The sequence below is a fragment of the Deinococcus aquatilis DSM 23025 genome (assembly GCF_000378445.1).
Lineage (GTDB): Bacteria > Deinococcota > Deinococci > Deinococcales > Deinococcaceae > Deinococcus > Deinococcus aquatilis.
Window position 1 is genome coordinate 1 of record NZ_KB899740.1, and the last position, 16,824, is coordinate 16,824.

General features: G+C 59.8%; 16 protein-coding genes. 8 read left to right on the plus strand and 8 right to left on the minus strand.

The window, feature by feature from the left end; genetic code table 11:
* The 3 genes from F561_RS0119255 to F561_RS27395 all read left to right on the plus strand — a co-directional run.
* A partial coding sequence (locus tag F561_RS0119255; protein ID WP_019011604.1) for an integrase core domain-containing protein occupies window positions 1-234 on the plus strand: 234 nt, incomplete at its 5' end.
* 202 nt (window positions 235-436) lie between these two features.
* Window positions 437-1,459 carry a sce7726 family protein gene (locus F561_RS0119260; RefSeq protein ID WP_157452011.1) on the plus strand — a complete coding sequence of 341 codons (1,023 nt, stop codon included), beginning with the start codon at window positions 437-439 and terminating at the stop codon, window positions 1,457-1,459.
* Between the two features lie 124 nt (window positions 1,460-1,583).
* Window positions 1,584-2,552: a hypothetical protein gene (locus tag F561_RS27395; protein WP_019011606.1), complete on the plus strand. Its 969-nt coding sequence runs from the start codon at window positions 1,584-1,586 to the stop codon at window positions 2,550-2,552.
* Window positions 2,553-2,882: 330 nt separating this feature from the next.
* Here F561_RS27395 and F561_RS0119270 read toward each other — a convergent pair whose 3' ends face one another.
* Complete coding sequence (locus tag F561_RS0119270) at window positions 2,883-3,725, minus strand: DUF4238 domain-containing protein (protein ID WP_019011607.1); 843 nt, start codon at window positions 3,723-3,725, stop codon at window positions 2,883-2,885.
* A 214-nt stretch (window positions 3,726-3,939) separates the two neighbouring features.
* On the minus strand, window positions 3,940-5,310 hold the full coding sequence (locus F561_RS30080; protein ID WP_019011608.1) for a hypothetical protein: 1,371 nt from the start codon (window positions 5,308-5,310) through the stop codon (window positions 3,940-3,942).
* A 236-nt stretch (window positions 5,311-5,546) separates the two neighbouring features.
* Between F561_RS30080 and rnhA the strand changes: the two genes are divergently transcribed.
* Window positions 5,547-6,032: a ribonuclease HI gene (gene rnhA / locus F561_RS0119280; RefSeq protein ID WP_019011609.1), complete on the plus strand. Its 486-nt coding sequence runs from the start codon at window positions 5,547-5,549 to the stop codon at window positions 6,030-6,032.
* Here rnhA and F561_RS0119285 read toward each other — a convergent pair.
* The 5 genes from F561_RS0119285 to F561_RS0119305 all read right to left on the minus strand — a co-directional run bounded on the left by F561_RS0119285 (window position 6,006) and on the right by F561_RS0119305 (window position 10,929).
* Complete coding sequence (locus F561_RS0119285; RefSeq protein ID WP_019011610.1) at window positions 6,006-7,649, minus strand: hypothetical protein; 1,644 nt, start codon at window positions 7,647-7,649, stop codon at window positions 6,006-6,008. The genes rnhA and F561_RS0119285 overlap by 27 nt on opposite strands.
* A gap of 48 nt (window positions 7,650-7,697) precedes the next feature.
* Window positions 7,698-8,078 carry a hypothetical protein gene (locus F561_RS0119290; protein ID WP_019011611.1) on the minus strand — a complete coding sequence of 127 codons (381 nt, stop codon included), beginning with the start codon at window positions 8,076-8,078 and terminating at the stop codon, window positions 7,698-7,700.
* A 130-nt stretch (window positions 8,079-8,208) separates the two neighbouring features.
* Window positions 8,209-8,418 carry a hypothetical protein gene (locus F561_RS0119295; protein ID WP_019011612.1) on the minus strand — a complete coding sequence of 70 codons (210 nt, stop codon included), beginning with the start codon at window positions 8,416-8,418 and terminating at the stop codon, window positions 8,209-8,211.
* A 676-nt stretch (window positions 8,419-9,094) separates the two neighbouring features.
* Window positions 9,095-9,964, minus strand: coding sequence for a ParB/RepB/Spo0J family partition protein (locus F561_RS27405; protein ID WP_019011613.1), 870 nt, complete (start codon window positions 9,962-9,964; stop codon window positions 9,095-9,097).
* Window positions 9,961-10,929: a type II toxin-antitoxin system prevent-host-death family antitoxin gene (locus F561_RS0119305; protein WP_019011614.1), complete on the minus strand. Its 969-nt coding sequence runs from the start codon at window positions 10,927-10,929 to the stop codon at window positions 9,961-9,963. The genes F561_RS27405 and F561_RS0119305 overlap by 4 nt, the downstream gene beginning before the upstream one ends.
* A gap of 93 nt (window positions 10,930-11,022) precedes the next feature.
* Between F561_RS0119305 and F561_RS29090 the strand changes: the two genes are divergently transcribed.
* Window positions 11,023-11,538, plus strand: a complete 516-nt coding sequence (locus F561_RS29090) for a hypothetical protein (protein ID WP_157452012.1) — start codon at window positions 11,023-11,025, stop codon at window positions 11,536-11,538.
* Window positions 11,539-11,617: 79 nt separating this feature from the next.
* On the plus strand, window positions 11,618-11,803 hold the full coding sequence (locus tag F561_RS0119315; RefSeq protein ID WP_019011616.1) for a hypothetical protein: 186 nt from the start codon (window positions 11,618-11,620) through the stop codon (window positions 11,801-11,803).
* 78 nt (window positions 11,804-11,881) lie between these two features.
* Here F561_RS0119315 and F561_RS0119320 read toward each other — a convergent pair whose 3' ends face one another.
* Window positions 11,882-13,621 (minus strand): hypothetical protein, encoded by a 1,740-nt coding sequence (locus F561_RS0119320; RefSeq protein ID WP_157452013.1) that lies wholly within the window; start codon window positions 13,619-13,621, stop codon window positions 11,882-11,884.
* Between the two features lie 188 nt (window positions 13,622-13,809).
* Here F561_RS0119320 and F561_RS0119325 point away from each other — a divergent pair, with 188 nt between their 5' ends.
* Together F561_RS0119325 and F561_RS0119335 are read left to right on the plus strand one after the other, a co-directional pair.
* A complete protein-coding gene (locus tag F561_RS0119325; RefSeq protein ID WP_019011618.1) occupies window positions 13,810-15,060 on the plus strand; it encodes a redoxin domain-containing protein in 1,251 nt (416 codons plus the stop codon).
* 596 nt (window positions 15,061-15,656) lie between these two features.
* On the plus strand, window positions 15,657-16,685 hold the full coding sequence (locus F561_RS0119335) for a hypothetical protein (protein ID WP_157452014.1): 1,029 nt from the start codon (window positions 15,657-15,659) through the stop codon (window positions 16,683-16,685).
* Window positions 16,686-16,824 lie beyond the last annotated feature (139 nt).

The following is a 16,824-nucleotide window of genomic DNA, read 5'->3' on the forward strand; positions in this document are numbered from 1 at the left end:
GCGCTCCAAAGTATGAGCCGCAAGGGAGACTGCTGGGACAACGCGGCGATGGAGAGCTTCTTCGCCACCCTCAAGATGGAATTGGAACTCGACACCGCACAAGGAAACCGCGCTGACACGCGTAATTTGGTCTTTGAGTGGATTGAGGTGTTTTACAACCGCGAGCGTCGTCACTCCAGCTTGGGGTACCGCTCACCAACTCGCTTTGAGGAACACCGCGCCACACTGAACTGATCCTCCACGAAGGCCTTGCAATATCACTCTGCCCTCTGCTTCACATCGTGATGGCCACACATCAGCCGTTGATCCCTTGGTCTCCCGCCTTCACTATTCAGGGCGCCGCGCAGTCCAGCTCAGCAGGTACTCAGCAAACGAGGTTCTGTCGTAGAGGTGATCACGAACGAGGGCTTGCTGGTCGAAATCCGCGATACAGAGGATGTCATATGACTGGAAAAGAAGAGAAGGTCTGCGCTCAGGGCACGCCATGGGTCATGTCATTCTCAAGAACATGGCCAAACTTAAGCGCACCAAACGAGAAGCTCTTCAAGCTCAGCGCGTTGCAGAAGAACAGGCCGCGCAAGCCCAAGCAGCACGGGCCACACGAGAAGCACAGGCGCACAGCGCACGAGCTCAACGTCAACAAAGGGTGGAACATTCTCCGCTGCCTCAGTGGTACATCAAATACGAGCGACCTGTGAAATGGGGCGTCATTGAGGAACGTGAGGCCTCCCAGGCCCCAGATCAATCAGCAGCAGCCCAAGCCTTTGCCCAGGCACGTCAGGAGGGCGCACCAGAATCCCTCGGTCAAGGCAAATACCGCCTCCCCTCCGGACTGGAATTTCGCGTCTACCGCCCCCGCAACGTCCTCAAGCGAGGCCTCGACGAAGAACGGGCCGCGCGCAGTCTCGCCGCCCGATTCCAGCACGGCTATGCCATCCGAGAACTGGCCATCTGGGGGCCAACGGACGCCGCCGGGCAGGCCGCTCAGGGCCGAGCTGATCTGGTGGTGCTCTCCGGGGCAGAGACCCACGGCTTTGAAATCAAGACCGCACAAGATACCCTGACTCAATTCGTTCGACAGCAGCCCATCTATCAGCACCAATTTCATCGGTGCGTGCTCGCTGTAACGGCCAAACACGTGGAGCAAGCCTTGGAACTGACGCCCACTCTTTGGGGCATCGCTCTCCTCGCACAAGACCATGAGTTCGTGGAATTCCTGCGAGAACCCGGCCTCAATCCCCACCCTGCCTTCAACTCCGAAGTGCTTCTCTCGAATCTGTGGGTCGATGATTTGCACTGGATCACCACCCAAACTGGACCTTCGCACTTTGGCACACGAGCTCAATTGACCCGCTGCTTACAGAAGCGCTTACGTCCACCGGAACTGAATGCGTGGGCCTTGACCGCCCTGATTGATCGCAGCAGTTGGGGGGGTCGCCTGCAATGCTGGAAATGTTAGACAGAACCATCCAAGTCAACGAGCCGCCAATACGTCTCTTGCCTCCAACAACAGTCCGTCCCTACACGGTCAGTCCCGTTGCCCCCCCCACTCCAAGACTCCATTGAGCACGCTAACCTCAGCTATGAGTTTGACCCAACTGATCCGCACCGACCCCTGCGTGCGGGCTCAACTCAAGGCCTGGATCCGCAAACCACCCTTCCAAGTCAAAGGCTTGCAAGTCGCCCCAACCAGTACGCGCTACAACGTGACAGGCACGGCCTTTGACTATCTCCTGCGCTTCACGCTCGAACAGCGTCACCCCAAGCAACGTCAGACTCGGTGCACTTGGGTCGCAGAACACGCGATGATGTCCCTGACCGCCACCCAGCGACGCAAAGCCCGCACCATGCTCAACACCACTCGAGAGCTCACTCGTCAATACTGCGCTGGCGAGGACGTTGTCTTCGAACTGGCCCGTGCTTCAACCATCCTCGCGAAGCTCGATCTGGTGTATCGATCCGGCTGGGAAGATCCCACGTTGCTCCAAGTAGACGAAGCCATCGCCCTTGAATTACTCGACTTGCTCGCCGTCGTTCCGTGGGAGGAGTTCGTCTGCCAGAAGATTCTGTTAACTAATCCTCACTTTGGTCATGCCAGTGGGGCCGTTGGTGGTGCGGATGCTGACCTCTTGCTGGACACCACGTTGATTGATATCAAGACCACTCAGAAAGCGGAAGTCAGCTTGGATGAACTGCGGCAACTCGCGGGTTACTTCCTTTTGGGGGAGTTAGGAGGCATTTGGCCCAGTACGACTCAGCTCTATGATCTGAGGGATGATGACCTCTCGCCGTGTGGAATCACGCATGTCGGCCTGTATTACGCCCGACATGGCACGCTGTTAACTTGGCCCGTCGCACAGGTGTTGACTGAGGCCCTCCCCACCATGCGGAAGTGGTGGGCAGATACGATCAAGCTCGAGGAGCAGTGGCTTTGGGGAAGCACTTGGGCTCACCTGGAGCGGCGCAGTCGTCTCGGAATGGAACAGGTCTTGGAGAACAGCTTGCGGGGCGTAGGACACGCTGCTCAATGGCCGGAGCATGTTGATTTGTAAATGACGAGCAGATTGATGGTCAGCGCAGGCAGCCTGCTCTTCGGGAAAGTGGGGCATAGGGTGAGTGCGCCTTAACCACCCCAGGAGAGCAGACCTCACCCACACGCGTTGCACCAGGAGGCCTGAATGTCTCAAAAGATGCTGAGGAAACGTGGAGGCAGGCGTGAGCATCTCTACTCCCATCTCTGCGCTGCCCTTTATCCAAACTTTGGATAAGTTTCTACCATATTCAAACACAGATTTTACGCGTTTAACCTATCCAAAGTTTGGATAAATTCTTTTGAGCCATTCCTGTCTCGTTCGAACACCTCAATACCGCATCAGAATCGTCTACGGCTGTCGTTGTGCCGCCCGAAAAGTTCGAATCTTCTCCATCCAGGCTGGGTCTGGCTCAATCAATCGGGGACTAAACACAAGCTGAGCCGCATTCGCAACGGTATATTCGTTCATCCCCGCCCATTGCCGACGCGTTGCCTGCCAGATGGCATCCGGCCGCAAAGAGGGAGACACACGGAAATAGAGCACGGCCAGTTGAGGAGACAAAGGATAAAAGACTTGGGCTTTTGGATGCCCGAGGCCTAAGCGCCATGACATCTGAGCGCGTTCTGCCTCATGCATGATGACGACTGGGGCGTCGCTCGTCCAGAAGGGTCGACCGACTGGAGCACGCAATACGGAAACATGGAAACTGTGTAATAAATCCAGCACAAGCGGCAGCACCCTGCTCCGCGTTGCGCCGAGCATATCCAAGTGCCAACTTTTAGCCAGTTCGTCATACGGCCCACCCCAGCCTGCCTCTTTCAAGATGGGAATGAGGCGTTCTCGCATCCGAGGCAACCGAAGCATCTGATAGGCCACCAACCGATCTAAATCCGTCCGGCGCTCTGTCGGGAAGCGCCGCTCTTGATTGATGCCCGTGAGAATGGCCCGGTGCGCCGTCGCTAACGGACCCTCGACCGACTGACCCAACCAATGCTCAAACGCGTCGGCCCGCACCGCACCCGTCAAACTATGAAAATCCTTGACAAACCCGACCTCGCTCGGTTTAGCCTCGCGGGAGAATTCACGATCAGCATGAAAGATCCACAGACGACCATCTTCGCGAGTCCAGTGTCGAAGGTAAAATTGCGGCACCACATGATGACGCCGTGCTGGATTCAACTTCCCGGCCATCCCACCACGCTAACAGGTCTCCTAGTCAGAATTTCGGCTCAGTCGCCTTTTAAAGACATCACGATCATTCACCACGAAGTGAATCACTGCGAGGTCGTGCATTTGGACAACTGTTACGGTCAGTCCATCCAGCACGGCTCTGTTGCCACTCCGGCTTATGACAAGGTTGTTTCAGACGCGTACGGCTACTTCAAGCCAGCCGAGGCACTCTTGCTCACAAAGCTGAGGGAAGTAACCGTTCAAGACGCTGCGTATCACGGATCTCCCGGGGCGAACCGTCATGATCTACGACGGACAGTGTGAAGTACCGAAGACCTCGTACCGCTTGCACCTGAAACGGCTGGCCTCCATCCACACAGAGGGTATCGCCCACAAACACTTGGCGCAGATCATGAAGTTCCTCCCACATCCGCCGCCGGGCGTGCCACTGCTCATCCTCCAGAAGCACTTGTAATTCCGAGACGATGTGCGGGAGGGAAAGGCCCGCCTCGAGGGCGGCTCGAATATCGGCATGGGCTGCCTCTGGAAAGCGGCTCCGCGTGCCGCTGATCACCGCCTGAACTTCCCGGTCAAGGGCATGGTGTAAGGCTTTGAGCGTACCTTCGTCCAGGGCGGTCGACCACTCCAGAGACGGTGCTGGCATGCGCCTGGCCCGCAAGGCCGTGGCTTCCAAACCATCCCAGAAGGCCAAGTGCGCTTCCAACGCGTTGAGGGCGGCTGGCAAACCAGTCTGTCCAGGAAAACCTAGAGGCAAGCGAGCTTCCAATTGACTGAGGCGCTCCTCCAGACCTTCCCGATGGTTCCAGAGTTTCACCCAACGTTCTGCATCCGGTCGCCTGCTCAAGGCACGAGCGGGGTCTGGAACCGCCACAGGTGGGAGCGTCATGCGCCGCATCAAGGCCTGATTCCATCTCAAGTCGAGGGACGGCTCGTCGCGCGTGCTCACCAGTTCAGGCAGCGCCGTCTTTGCTAGGGCAAAACACAGGGCGTGGCGTTCATCTGGGAGATACGCCCAGGTGAGGTTATTGAAGGTCCCGAGTGCCACCAGAAATCCAGGCCCTTCGTGCTCACAGAGCGAGACCAAGAGGGCAATCAACTCTGGCTCGTCATTCAACGCGCCGATGTGTGGGCGCGCCTGTTCAAGGTCAGCCAAGACTTCCTGCTCGTCCACCATGGCCAACTGCTCTGCGAGGACGTGCACGTTCAGCACCGTTCCTGTGACCGAGTAGAGACGCACTTGATCCTTGACTGCTTGAAGCGCGGCCTGCAGGACCGCTCCGCCAGCCGCCTCCATCATCTGAAGAACATGCTGAGCCGCGTCCAGGGTCAGGGCGATCTGCCATCGGCATAAACTGCGCTGGAGACGATCTTCTAACCCGAGTAACGTATTCACGGGCGCCGCGCCAGTCCGCAGGGCGTGGGTGTAATGATTCCAGCTCTGGGTGTCGGCCAAGTGGGCGCGAGTTTCGAGGGCGTGTCCTACAGAAAGTTCGTGGCCTTGGGCATGCACTTCTGCTTTCAACGCGTGAGCTTGAGCTTTGGCAAACGTCTGCCAAAAGGCAACCATCATGGGCGTGCGGTTCATCTCCACTCCAATCCAGGTGGATACAAGCGCGGTTCCTGCATTGCCTCGCCTCACCTGATCAATAGAGTGAGAACGGGGATGACGTCTCCTTCAAGGGACTACACACTGGCCTTCACCAAGCCCCGAAGGGTGCAGGAAGCGGGCGACCAGCCGGCCTCAGCGCAGTCAATCAGGCACATGATGTCCTGTCAAGTGCCTGAGGCCGTCAAGGTGTTGTGGTCTGCGACACTGGGGGTATGGCTGAGCCAACTTCTCCGCCCACCGTCCGCCTCGTCACCGACGGCGCCTGCTCCGGCAACCCTGGTCCGGGCGGCTGGGCCTGCATTCTGTCTATAGGCACTCACACCAAAGAGTTGTCTGGAGGCGAAGGCCAGACCACCAACAACCGGATGGAACTCACTGCCCTGCTTCAAGGCTTACTGGCCCTCAAACGACCTTGTCAGGTTCACGTCGTCAGCGATTCCAAATACGTGATCGACGCTTTCGAGCAGGACTGGCTCAGCAGCTGGCAACGCAGACACTGGAAGAAGGTCAAGAACCCTGATCTCTGGCAGGCACTCGTGCAGGCTGCGCGGGGGCATCAGTTGACTTTTGAATGGGTACAGGGACATGCCGGACATCCCGAGAACGAACGCGCGGATCAGCTTGCCGTTCAAGCCAGGGACGCGGCAGCCAGAGGCCCGAGGGACATCCGCTCAGGACCGATCGGCGGCCTGTTTTGAAATAAAGTTCGGCCCCGCTGGAGTCGTGACCGCCACCAGGACCGCATTCCGAGACCCCCGAGAGGCAGCGCGGCCCACACAGGCGAGCGTTCCCGCTACGCCGTCTGGATGGGCACAGTGGAGCAACCCTGGCCAGGAGACCTTACGGGCCCAACGGCAGTGAAAGCACACCCCAGGAGTCTGACGCGCAGCGTGTTGGGCTAGGTCACCGCGCAACTGGCTCAACAACGCTAGGCCCTCTTGCCCCTGTAAGCCATCAAGAACTGGATGCCAGACTTCCGAATCAGCGAGTACGAGCGGCAGGGTGGCGACGAGCGCGGCCCCCCGCTCGCCACGGTAGGCCGAGCGCAGCACGGCCCAGGCAACCTGGTCACGCAACTCGGGCCAATCTGGCCGCAGCGAGGCTGGGATGGCAACGCGTAGAGCTGGAGCAGGGTCAGAGACCTCGGATAACTGGGTTCGCACCGCCTCATCCAAAGTGCGGGCCGCCAGAAATGCCACTGCTGGATTGGCGTACACGCGGCCGCCGAGTTTCACTGGAGCGGGTGACCAGACGCGGAGGAACGCGTACTCAAAGGTGAACGAACTCAAGCGACGTGGCCCCTTCAGGGTGAGCGCGTTGGAACGGGGTTTGGCAGAGGAATGAGGGGTGCTGGAGCGAGCAGGTCGCGCAGGCATCTGAACAGCGGCAGGCTTGGGCTGACGGTTCGCTGGAGCGAGTGCCTGTGCTGGCGTGTTCAAAGCTGTTTTGGCCTGACGGCAGGCCTCCAGTGTTGGGGAACTGACGCGGCCCACCCAGGTCACGTCGGGCCGCATACCGAAGACCACCGGGGGCGAGGCGGCAACCTGCCAGTGCCCAACCGACAATGCCTCAATAGGGAGGTCGACGGAGTTGGGCGGCACCATCCGAACCACAACATGAACATCCACCCCAGCTTTGGCCAGTTGGTCGAGCGTCCCGGCTTGGGTGTCCGTCAGCGTGAGGGGTTCTAGCTGCGCTGTTGCTTCCCGAATCCGCCGTTTGACTTCAACAGCGACTGGCTGCCCCTCTGCCAACGCCACCACATCGACGTTGGTGAACGCCCCATGGTCGGCAGGCGCAACACGTTCCACATACGCCGCTTCCACCAAGGCGGCTTGGAGAGTTTGTTCTGGCACGCTGGCCCAGCGGGAGAGGTCGGGCAGCAGTGGGCCTGGGGGTAAGGAAAGGTGCCCCTCCGGGCGGGGCCGACCTGGGGAGAGCACGGGGGCGCCCCGCACGACCGCGCTGCTCAGACTCCAAGACGTGAAGCGAATCCGGTCTTCTTCGGGTGTCCACTGGATGTACTGCACGCCGTGCAAACCATGAACCAGACGGGCCAACAAGGCGCTGTCTGGGGCAGAGAGCTGAGGGGGAGGCTGGCTAGAGAAGACCAGCCAAGTCCAGTCTTTGGGGCGATGCAGAATGCGTTCGTAGGGGTCTTTGCGCCGGGCACGGCGACGCACCGCCCAGAAACCGAAGGTGCCAACGTGATGGCCTTCCTGGCGTACTGTTTGGGCCACGGCCTGCTCAGTGACCAACGCGTCGAGATACGACCAGTCGACCTCTTGAAGGCTCAGCAAGCGTGCCAGCGTCATGCGCCATGATGGCGGTAATCCTTGGTGACTGTGGCGGACTGACTGGCGTCAACCGCGCTGCCGTTCCAGTTCGCGTCGGTAGGCCGCGTCGTCTCGGCGTTGGGCGCGGCGGGCTTTCTCTTGTGGTGTGGCCTTCAGCCGCTTCAACCCCGCCGTTGTGATGGTGGGCGCTGGAGTGGGTTTCAGACTCAGCAGCTCATGGAAGGTCAGGCCGAGGACCGCCGCGAACGCCTCCCCGGCAAGCGTGATCCGCTGGCGTTCCTCGGGGGTCAGCGTGACCCAGTCAGCCACATCCGGTAGCCCAGGGACGTGCACGCGCAGCGGCTCCAAAAGCAAGCGGGCCAGCTCGCGTTCCCCTTTGGTCATCGCACCCCAGTCGGACGCCAGTGGCAGGTCGGCAGCCTCATCCCCCTGATGGGCTACGCGCACCAGCGCCGCCCGTTGCGGGTGCTGCTTGCAGTGGGGACACAGCCGACTCCGCGGGAGCGGGAACTATGGGCCACCATGCACCAGCTGCTGCTGAAAAGCTGGGCTGAGATCAAAGCGTGGCCTCTCGTGCTCACACGGGGAGAGCAGCGCGGTGGTGTCCGTGGTCTCCACCACCGCGCGAGAGGCGCGTACGGTGAGGGTCAGGTGTCAGGTCGCGGTGAGGCCCGTCCGGCATCTTCCGGCGGAAGCGTACGTTCAGCACCGGGCCGTTCAGGGTCTCCATGATGCGCTCGTTCACCACGGGCAGGCGAGAGGGCTTGGCTGGGGTCTTCTTGGTCATGGCGTTCCTCCGACTGTCCAGGACTGCATCCGCAGCTGCCCGCGGGTATGCATGTGGCGCAGGGCCATCTCCATCACCTGCTCGGGTCGGGCTTAGAGCAGGAACACAATCAGGACGGCGCACGTTGTCTTACGGGGCCAGCCCTCGAAGAACAACCCACGTAACGGCAAACTCAGCGGGGTTCACCCCCTCAGTATGGCGCACCAAGCCGCCCGCCAATGAAGTCAATGCCGCTCAAAACTCACCGCAGAGAGCATTTAATGGCGACTTCCTGCCCTAAACAGGGCAGGAAGCCTCACTGATCTTGGCCATTCGCTGGATGGAGGACACGCGCATAGTGAGTTGAAAGACCTTGCAAGGTAGCGGAGGATTCCGTGCGCTCTACATCCGGGGGCCTGAATCCGTCGACCATTGCCGAGCAAATCGTCAAATAAGTCAGTCACTAACCCCAAGCCGGCGTCTCAAGGGACAGTTATCCAAACTTTGGATAGGTTTTAAACGTATCAAAGCGAAAAATTTACGCGCTCAACTTATCCAAAGTTTGGATAGGTTACCAGCATATCCAAACAAGGTTTTTACGCCTAAAAACTATCTAAAGTTTGGATAAAAACATCAACGCTGAAAAAAGGATTCCAAATTACTCTGGAATCCCTGATCGTCATCGTTCCTAATTTAGTCATTCGATCAGCCGCAGCAACTCTTTGATCAGTTCATCTGCACGGTTCGCATCCGAACCACTGAGTTTGCTCAATCGGGGGAGCGCCCGCCGCAAGTGCTGAAGCTGTGGGTACACATCAGGTGCGCTTGCACGGAGCATGCCAGACACTTCCAGCGTCAGCTCCTCTACCGTCAATTCCCCATTCAAGAGACGAGACAAGAGTTCTCGCCGCTCAGGCTGGTCACCAAGACGAACAAGCTGTTGTAAGGCCGTCAAATTTGCCCGCCGCTCATTCAGCGCACTGACCTCTTCCGGCAGCAGCTTGAGCACCAACGCACGCCGCTGCGCCCAGTTCGATACCGTCTCCCCAAACACGCTCTGCAAGTACCCCGCAACCCCAAACTCATCTACCGCGCCATTCTTCAGCCGATTCAAGACCCCCGGAACCTCACTGATCGGCACGCCCACCATGCGAGCAATATCGCGCAACCCATGGATCGCTTCCTGCGCGTACCCAATCGCCTCACGTTGTCCATTCTCTGTGAGTGCTGCCCGCCGAGCCTCATCATCTGTCAGGGCACGAATATAGACGGGCACCTCCCGCAGGCCGGCGAAGCCTGCTGCATGAAAGCGCCGCTCGCCCGCAATCAATTCATACGTTCCGCCCCGCGCTGGCCGGACCAGCAAGGGCTGCAAGATGCCCTGCTCACGAATACTCAGGGTCAAGTCGGCCAACGCTTCCTCGCTAAACGCCTGCTCTTCACCGGCCAACACCTGGCGCGGATTGAAGCCTTCCATCACACGAATCATGCTGCGCTCTACAGTACTCGGCTGTTCTTCCAGCATCGACATGAAGTTGCTCGGACTCGTATGCGCCCGCCCCGTCATGGGGTGACCTCAGCTGCCTTACTCCCGGTCGCCTGCAAGAGCGCGTCCACCAGCGACCGGATATCTCCAGCGAGTGGACTCTTCGGCGCAAACCGCGTGACTCCCATGCGGGCATCCTCGGCCTCGCCACCGACCGTGCTTTCCCGAACCGAGGGTGAAAGTGGGGCAATCTGGGAATACTGAGTGAGGGACTCCATGACGCGCCGACTCAGGTTCGTCGTACGCATCCGGTTTGGCACGAAGAGGCGAATACCGACTTTAGAGTTGAACTTCCGGGCCGTCCGAACCAGACGCGCTAACTCATCCAGGTTCTCCATGCCTTTGTTTGCGGAGACGGGGACGATAATGTGTTCTGCCGCTGCCGTGACCGCCGAGAGCAGGGGAGAGACGCCTGGCTTGGAATCCATGAGGATAAAGTCGTACTGCGCTTCGAGCGCCAGTAAAGCGTCATGCAAGTTCCCAATGCGGGAAAGGTCAGCACTGATCTTGCTGTCGGCTTCAAGCAGGTGGCGGTTGGCGGGCCAGACATCAAGGTTGCCGACCTTCAGGGGTGCGGGGAGGGCAATCTCGCCTTCATCCTGTTCGAAGACTTGGAGGATGGTGTGGTCGGCTTTGAAGGCGGGGCTGTTGGGGTCGTCGTGCAGGCCGAGGCGTTTGGTGAGGGAGGCTTGGGGGTCACCGTCGATGACCGCCACGCGGAAGCCCATGTCTGCGAGTGCGAAGGCGGCGTTGAAGGTGCAAAAGCTTTTGCCCTCGCCACCGCTGATGTTCGTAAAAATGATCCGCTTTGCCATAGATTCCTCCCGAACGCTCAACACGTAAAAATCACCAATCGGCACCAGCGCCGCGATCGGCGCTCCATGCCGCTCAATCACCACCCGCTGGCCCTGCTCCACTTTCTGCAGGGTCTCTGCCAGCTGGGCCCGAAACGTGCCAACCGGAAGAACGATCTTACTGACGGGCATACCCTCACTGTACAAGGCTCCTGTACAAAAAAGCAATAAAGTCTGTACAAACTTTTGAGTCAGCCTCTGGAATGACTCCAGTACGATGGAGCCGTGCCCACCACCTATACCACCACCATCGCTCACTTCACCTCAGACGGAATGGACGCAGGCACTCATCCCGCCTTTGCAGCCGAACGCCAGAACACGCTCATTCACTTAAAGGCACACGCGCCAACCCTCGGTTCCCAACGTTTAGAACAGGCGATCGACGACGGCTATCTGGAATACACCGATGCCAGTAGCCTGATTCACTGGGCCACCATTGTGGCGGATCCACCTCGCCCACATCATGTTCAACTCCAGGGTCACGATCGCCACATGCTGACAGAATGCGCGGCCGCCGACCTCGTGCATCAGACTCGAGTTCGCCGGTACTACGCTGAATTCACGGCAGAGGAACGTATCCGCGAGCTTGAAACACTCCCAATGCGGCGCTTACTCCGTTCCGGCTGTCTTGCTGTCTCGCTCCGAATCGCGCGTTGGCCTGACGATTCTGTGGCCGGACACGACGTTTTCATCACTCAACTGGGCCGTGACGTTCTTGCCTCATCACCTGCGACAGTCTGACCTCATCTCCCCACACCTGAACGCACGTTCATCCCTCGCCAGCGCGTGTGCTTCAGATGGGTTGTGAGACAATTTCCCCATGCCCTGGAAGCCTGTCACGCTCAACCAACTCAAAAAAGGCGACACCATCAGACTTGAAGGCGGCGTGACGATTCGACTTCGGCAAGTGATCGGTCAGCGAGGGTCGGTCCTCAAGGTGATCACCGATGAGGGCTTGCCCGTCGAAATCCGCGATACAGAAGATGTCGTGCGACGAGAAAAGTAAACGAAGCGAGGCGCTCAGAGAACGCCTTGCATCGCATCATGCAAAACCCGGGTGACTGATCAGCTGAATGCCCCAAAATTACGATCCATCGGGTGCGCTTCCATGCAGCTCTCGTGCTTCACTGTCTCCAGACGGAGTCCCGTTGGAAGCTGGCGTCTTAAGATGGGCCAGCAACTTCTCTTGAAATTTCTCCACGAAGGCGTCCTGCGGCCAATCATTTCCAAGATGGGTTTGATTCGTCATCTGTAGTTCATTTCGGTTTGCGAACTCACGGGCACTTTCTTGTAAAAGGGCAATCACGCTCTCTCCCCGCTCATGAGCCATCTCCAGATGGTGTTCGTACTCGGCAATAGAGAGCGCTAGAAAATACCCAAGATGCGGGTTCAAGGCATGCTCTGATTTGCTCACCAAGAACCGAAATACTGCGCTAAAGGCCGCGACAGCCTCGCCATACACCACCACAACCAAGGGCCTTTCCTGAGAAGTAGCTGCCAAGGCCCCCTGAGACGGCGTTGGAAGCACAGCAGTGAGGTGCTGTGCTTTGTCCTGACCTAAGCAGACTGCAGCCGTAATCTTCTGATCCAGCAACCTGAATGCCGCTGTACCCCCCTGACCGATACCGCCATCCGGCAGCCGTGTCGCCTTGATTTCGATTAATGTGACCGGCTGACTCGGTTCCAGCAGGGTCATGTCGGCTGATTTGACAGCGGTTTTCTTGCTCGGGTGTGAATACTCGAACTCGTGCACCACAGTGATGGCGTGACCCTTGAGCCGGTCAACGGTGAGCGCTTGCACATAGGCTTCAAACCCCTGCCCGTAGTTGTTCAGGAGTCGGACACGCGCTGGGTCAGTTGAGAGCAGCGTCAGAGGCAAGCGGCCTGCACCGAGCAGCAAAGAACGCAGATTCGGAATCAGGTACCGTCCGTCCGGCATCTTTAGGAGTGGTCTGAGCTCGAGCGGCAAGGGAGCGTACGCCGCCATGCCCTCCGAATAAGGCGGCTTTGTCAATTGATCACGCAGTGTTTCGACCGACGCGGAGAGGACGCTTAGCAGGCTCGCCACCTCGTCATCGGGGAGGTACTGGATCAGATAATTGTTCAGAAGGTCTTCAGAGATATACAACTCTTGTAAGTGAGGCGAGGCCTCTGCCACATAACGCACGAGATCATCGTGGGTGAGTTTCATCTGGGGCCCATCCGGGCGCTTCATTTGGAGCCAAGCTGGATTGAATGGTTCTGTGCTGTTGAACACGTGGCTATATCGCATATAGATCAGCAGCGGGCCAAGCAGGAGGGTGGAAATGCTGCACCCGTACGTGGTCTTGATGTGGGTATCCAGGTCAATGAAGCCATCCTGCAGTCGGGCCTGAATGTCACCTTGAATCTGGCGTGGCACGTCGACAAGGGTCGCGTACGCTCGGAAGAGGTTGTAGTAGAGATGGCGGCCGTCTAACCGCACCTGCTGCCGCCACATCGGTGCTAAAACCTCTGTGACCAGTTCTTCAAGACTCATCTCAGGAATCCTCTTCAGCCCATCTGGATTCTGAAGCTCTCCAATCGTCTCCACAAGATAGCGCACCAAAAAAGGTGCACTGGGTGTGGCCGTATGTTGATAGGTGGCCGGGCTCTCCAGCACGGCACGCGTGAAGTTTTGCAGCAGGGGTGGGAACAGGCCGTTAAATGAGTTCAGGTCTGCCCAACGATTCCCCCCCAAGGCGTCGTCGGCACTGAGCAAAGCGCTCAATTCGAGGAGCCGGGCGAGCTTCATGTCACTTAAGTCCTGAGCCACTTGCGCCCAGGTGGATGATCTTTGGGTCATGCGGAAGTCTAGCAACCCGCGCTGGATCTCTCCCCGGTTCCGTTCTCCGAGTGCATCAGAAGGATTCAGCGTACGGCGTCTTAAGCACACATCCTGCCTCAGTTCCTCGACGCAGTAAGTTGTGCTGCTTTGGGATAAGCGGCCCGCCACTTGACCCGCGTCACCCCCAGCCCCCTCACCATGCAGACATGACGACCTTCGCCCCACCGCCCACCCAACTCAACCCCCTGCACGCGGTGCGGCACGCCACCCAACAGGTCGGGCACCATTTCCTGCAACTTCGCTTCGACCATCCCGCCCTGAACACCACCCTCTCCCTGAACGGCCCAGATGTGATCGGCGTCCGCAGTCCATTTGTTCCACACTGGAATACCACCCTCACTCACCACGGCGTCCACCCGGTTGCCCTCATTGAGGCTCAGGAGGCCAGCCGTTCCTTGACCCAAGCGCTTGACCACCTCGTGGCCCATCACGCCATCACCCGCACCCAGCTCCAGCAGCTCGCCGAGCAACGCTTTATTCAAGCCATGCTCCCCCTCGCCTGGCAGCACGCCAAGGCCACACTCATTCCCAGCCCCACGCCCACAGCCACCCCACACACTCGCGTCCTGCCTGCCCTATACGAGATCAGCCAGCTCGCCCAAGCCATCACTCCTGCCGCACGCGCCTTGAGGCCAGAACACACCTTCCTTACGGATCCCGCCCACGTCGTTCCCACCGCTGACGACCACCCCCACACCCTGGTCTATCGCGCCGCCCTGCGAGGTCTCTCCCTTCAGGACATGGCTGCCCGCTTGCCCCTGCGCTGGGATCAGTTGACTGAGATCATCATGACCCTCTTGCAGCAACAGTATCTGTCCTTTACAGATCAGGATCACCCGCCGGTGGTGCAACCTCAACTGCAAGCAGGGGAGACCGCTCCCGATTTCATCCTGCCCGATCGGCATGGCGGCCAACTTCGACTGCACAACTTGCGAGGACAACGCGTCTGGCTCACCTTCAACCGCCACAGCACCTGCGTCTTGTGCCAGGCCCGGCAGACCGAGCTGGCCGCCCTTGCCCCTCTGCTCGCCCAACAGGACATCCAACTCGTCTCCGTCTGGAGCGGTTCGGTGAGTGCGCTTCAAGACGGCTTAAGACAGGCCCCGCTCCCGTACCCCGTACTGGCCGACCCGACAGAGGCCACGTACGCCCGGTATGGCCTTAGTCAGAGCATCAAAGGAGTGTTGAATCTGCGCCATCTCAGTGCGCTCACCCAGCACGTCCAACACCTCAAGACCACCACCCTGCAAGACGAACGGTTTCGCATGCCCGCCGAATTCCTGATCAGCCGCACGGGAGAGATCGAGCACGCGCATTACGCCCAGTATGGGGCCGATTGGTTCCCCACCCACCAGGTGCTCCACTGGGCGAGGCAACCCACGGAAGGACTGGCCTGACGATGACGCCCGTCCCAGACCCCGACTGTGCCGACCGCATGAGTCCACACCCCCGCCACCGCCTTCTCTCTCTTCCTCGTTCAGCACGGGCGGCCCACCGCAGATGGCGCCGCGATTGGTCCCACCTCCTCGTCTGGGTCCGATCGTTCCAAGCTCATACCACCGCACTGTTCCAACGTTGTTTCCCGCTCGTCCCTCCCCAGCCCACCCTCAACTGGCGAGCAGACCATCCCGACCTGAGTGCTGCCCTTCCCGCCTCCGCACAGCGCCTGCACCCTGGTCCACCCCCACACGCGCACTGGGTCAGGATTGAAGACCCCGCAGCCTTCTGGCAGCTCCGGCTCGGGGTCGATGCCTCCGCAGGCTACCTCTGGGTCACGGCGCCACACGCTGAAACGGGTCAGCTCTTCCACTTCCCCCTGACGCTCGCACAGCGGGAATGGCTCCGCCGCCTCCCCGCCTGGTTCACCCAGCACGCCATTGGGCGATACGCAGGCGTCGGTTGGACGGCAGACACTGCCCAGCAAGCACGGGACGCCGCGTGGGGATCCCCAGCGCACACGCTCGACGACATCGAATTCTCGCCAGAACACACTGTGATCGCTCATATCCCAGGCACGGCCTCTGGTCTCTGGTCGGATGGCTGCCTCTCCGATGATCTCCTCGTGGTCACCAGTCCACACCCCCTCACGACGGCCGCCTGGGAAGTGCTGGCGATGCTGTCTCCTCCCGAACGCTTGACCTGGTTCGTCCCCCTGACGGGGCTGGCGCACTGGCAGTACGTCCCGCGGAGCGACCTCCCCCCGACCGCGCATGCCTTCGCGGTCAACATCACCGCCGGGGCCATCCACTTGACGTGGCCGGCGCACACCCAGAGCTTCCCCGCCGTGCAGTTCTGGCTCGATGGCGCTGCGGCACCCTGCACGTCTCTCATGCCGTCTCGAGACGAAGCCGTGGCTTGGGTGAAGCGCCAAGCCTCCCTGGAAGAACCTCATCCCGGCAGCAGTCCGCAAGATTCTGCTGACCAGGTTTTCTCTGACCACAGCTCAGATCAAGTCGTGGAGCCTCTCGGTCAAGATGTGTTGGAGACGGCAACCACAGGGGACCGCCCAGAGATTCATGACCTCTCCGCAGGGCTGGCACCCTGCCTGACAACCCGAATCCTCGCTCGCAGCCGCGTTCGCGTGACCCACACGTTCAATCTGCCCGGTGCACGGGAGCCCGTCATTGAGTTGCCGGAAGGCGTCAGCCTTGAGCTGTGCTGCCTGCAATTTGCCGCGTTGCAACGGTTCCTGAACGCCGATCTGATCATCCCGGGAGACAACGTGATGATCGAGATCGCCACGGAGACTTACGTGGACGTCTATCTGGAATTCTTCGGCGGTCAGGAATGCGGGGACCGCCAATACGCCGACGTGACCTTAAATCTGTACGAGAACTGGGAGGGGCGAGCCCGCTTCCTCACCGCGGCGCAGGTCCTCAACATGAACCTGCCTGGCCTGCGCGTCCGGTTGCTGGAGGTCGCTGACCCCGGCGAGGATTGGCCGGAAGTCGAAGCGCACAGACAGGCGCGAATGGCGAGCCTGAAGGCGGATCCGGAGCACCCCAGCCTGCAAGACGTGTAAGCCGGGAGGGCGCATCACCCCCGAACACGCGGGAGAGCACCCCTTACCCCCGCTCCAGCTTCGGCTGTGGGCGGGGGCGGTTTTGTACTGTGGCATCAATACGACAGCACGGTGCGCCGCACTCGCCGGCGATGCTCAG

Coding starts and splice junctions, on each gene's coding strand:
- F561_RS0119260 (WP_157452011.1), top strand. CDS start 437: ATGTCATATGACTGGAAAAGAAGAGAAGGTCTGCGCTCAGGGCACGCC.
- F561_RS27395 (WP_019011606.1), top strand. CDS start 1,584: ATGAGTTTGACCCAACTGATCCGCACCGACCCCTGCGTGCGGGCTCAA.
- F561_RS0119270 (WP_019011607.1), bottom strand. CDS start 3,725: ATGGCCGGGAAGTTGAATCCAGCACGGCGTCATCATGTGGTGCCGCAA.
- F561_RS30080 (WP_019011608.1), bottom strand. CDS start 5,310: ATGAACCGCACGCCCATGATGGTTGCCTTTTGGCAGACGTTTGCCAAA.
- rnhA (WP_019011609.1), top strand. CDS start 5,547: ATGGCTGAGCCAACTTCTCCGCCCACCGTCCGCCTCGTCACCGACGGC.
- F561_RS0119285 (WP_019011610.1), bottom strand. CDS start 7,649: ATGACGCTGGCACGCTTGCTGAGCCTTCAAGAGGTCGACTGGTCGTAT.
- F561_RS0119295 (WP_019011612.1), bottom strand. CDS start 8,418: ATGACCAAGAAGACCCCAGCCAAGCCCTCTCGCCTGCCCGTGGTGAAC.
- F561_RS27405 (WP_019011613.1), bottom strand. CDS start 9,964: ATGACGGGGCGGGCGCATACGAGTCCGAGCAACTTCATGTCGATGCTG.
- F561_RS0119305 (WP_019011614.1), bottom strand. CDS start 10,929: ATGCCCGTCAGTAAGATCGTTCTTCCGGTTGGCACGTTTCGGGCCCAG.
- F561_RS0119315 (WP_019011616.1), top strand. CDS start 11,618: ATGCCCTGGAAGCCTGTCACGCTCAACCAACTCAAAAAAGGCGACACC.
- F561_RS0119320 (WP_157452013.1), bottom strand. CDS start 13,621: ATGACCCAAAGATCATCCACCTGGGCGCAAGTGGCTCAGGACTTAAGT.
- F561_RS0119325 (WP_019011618.1), top strand. CDS start 13,810: ATGACGACCTTCGCCCCACCGCCCACCCAACTCAACCCCCTGCACGCG.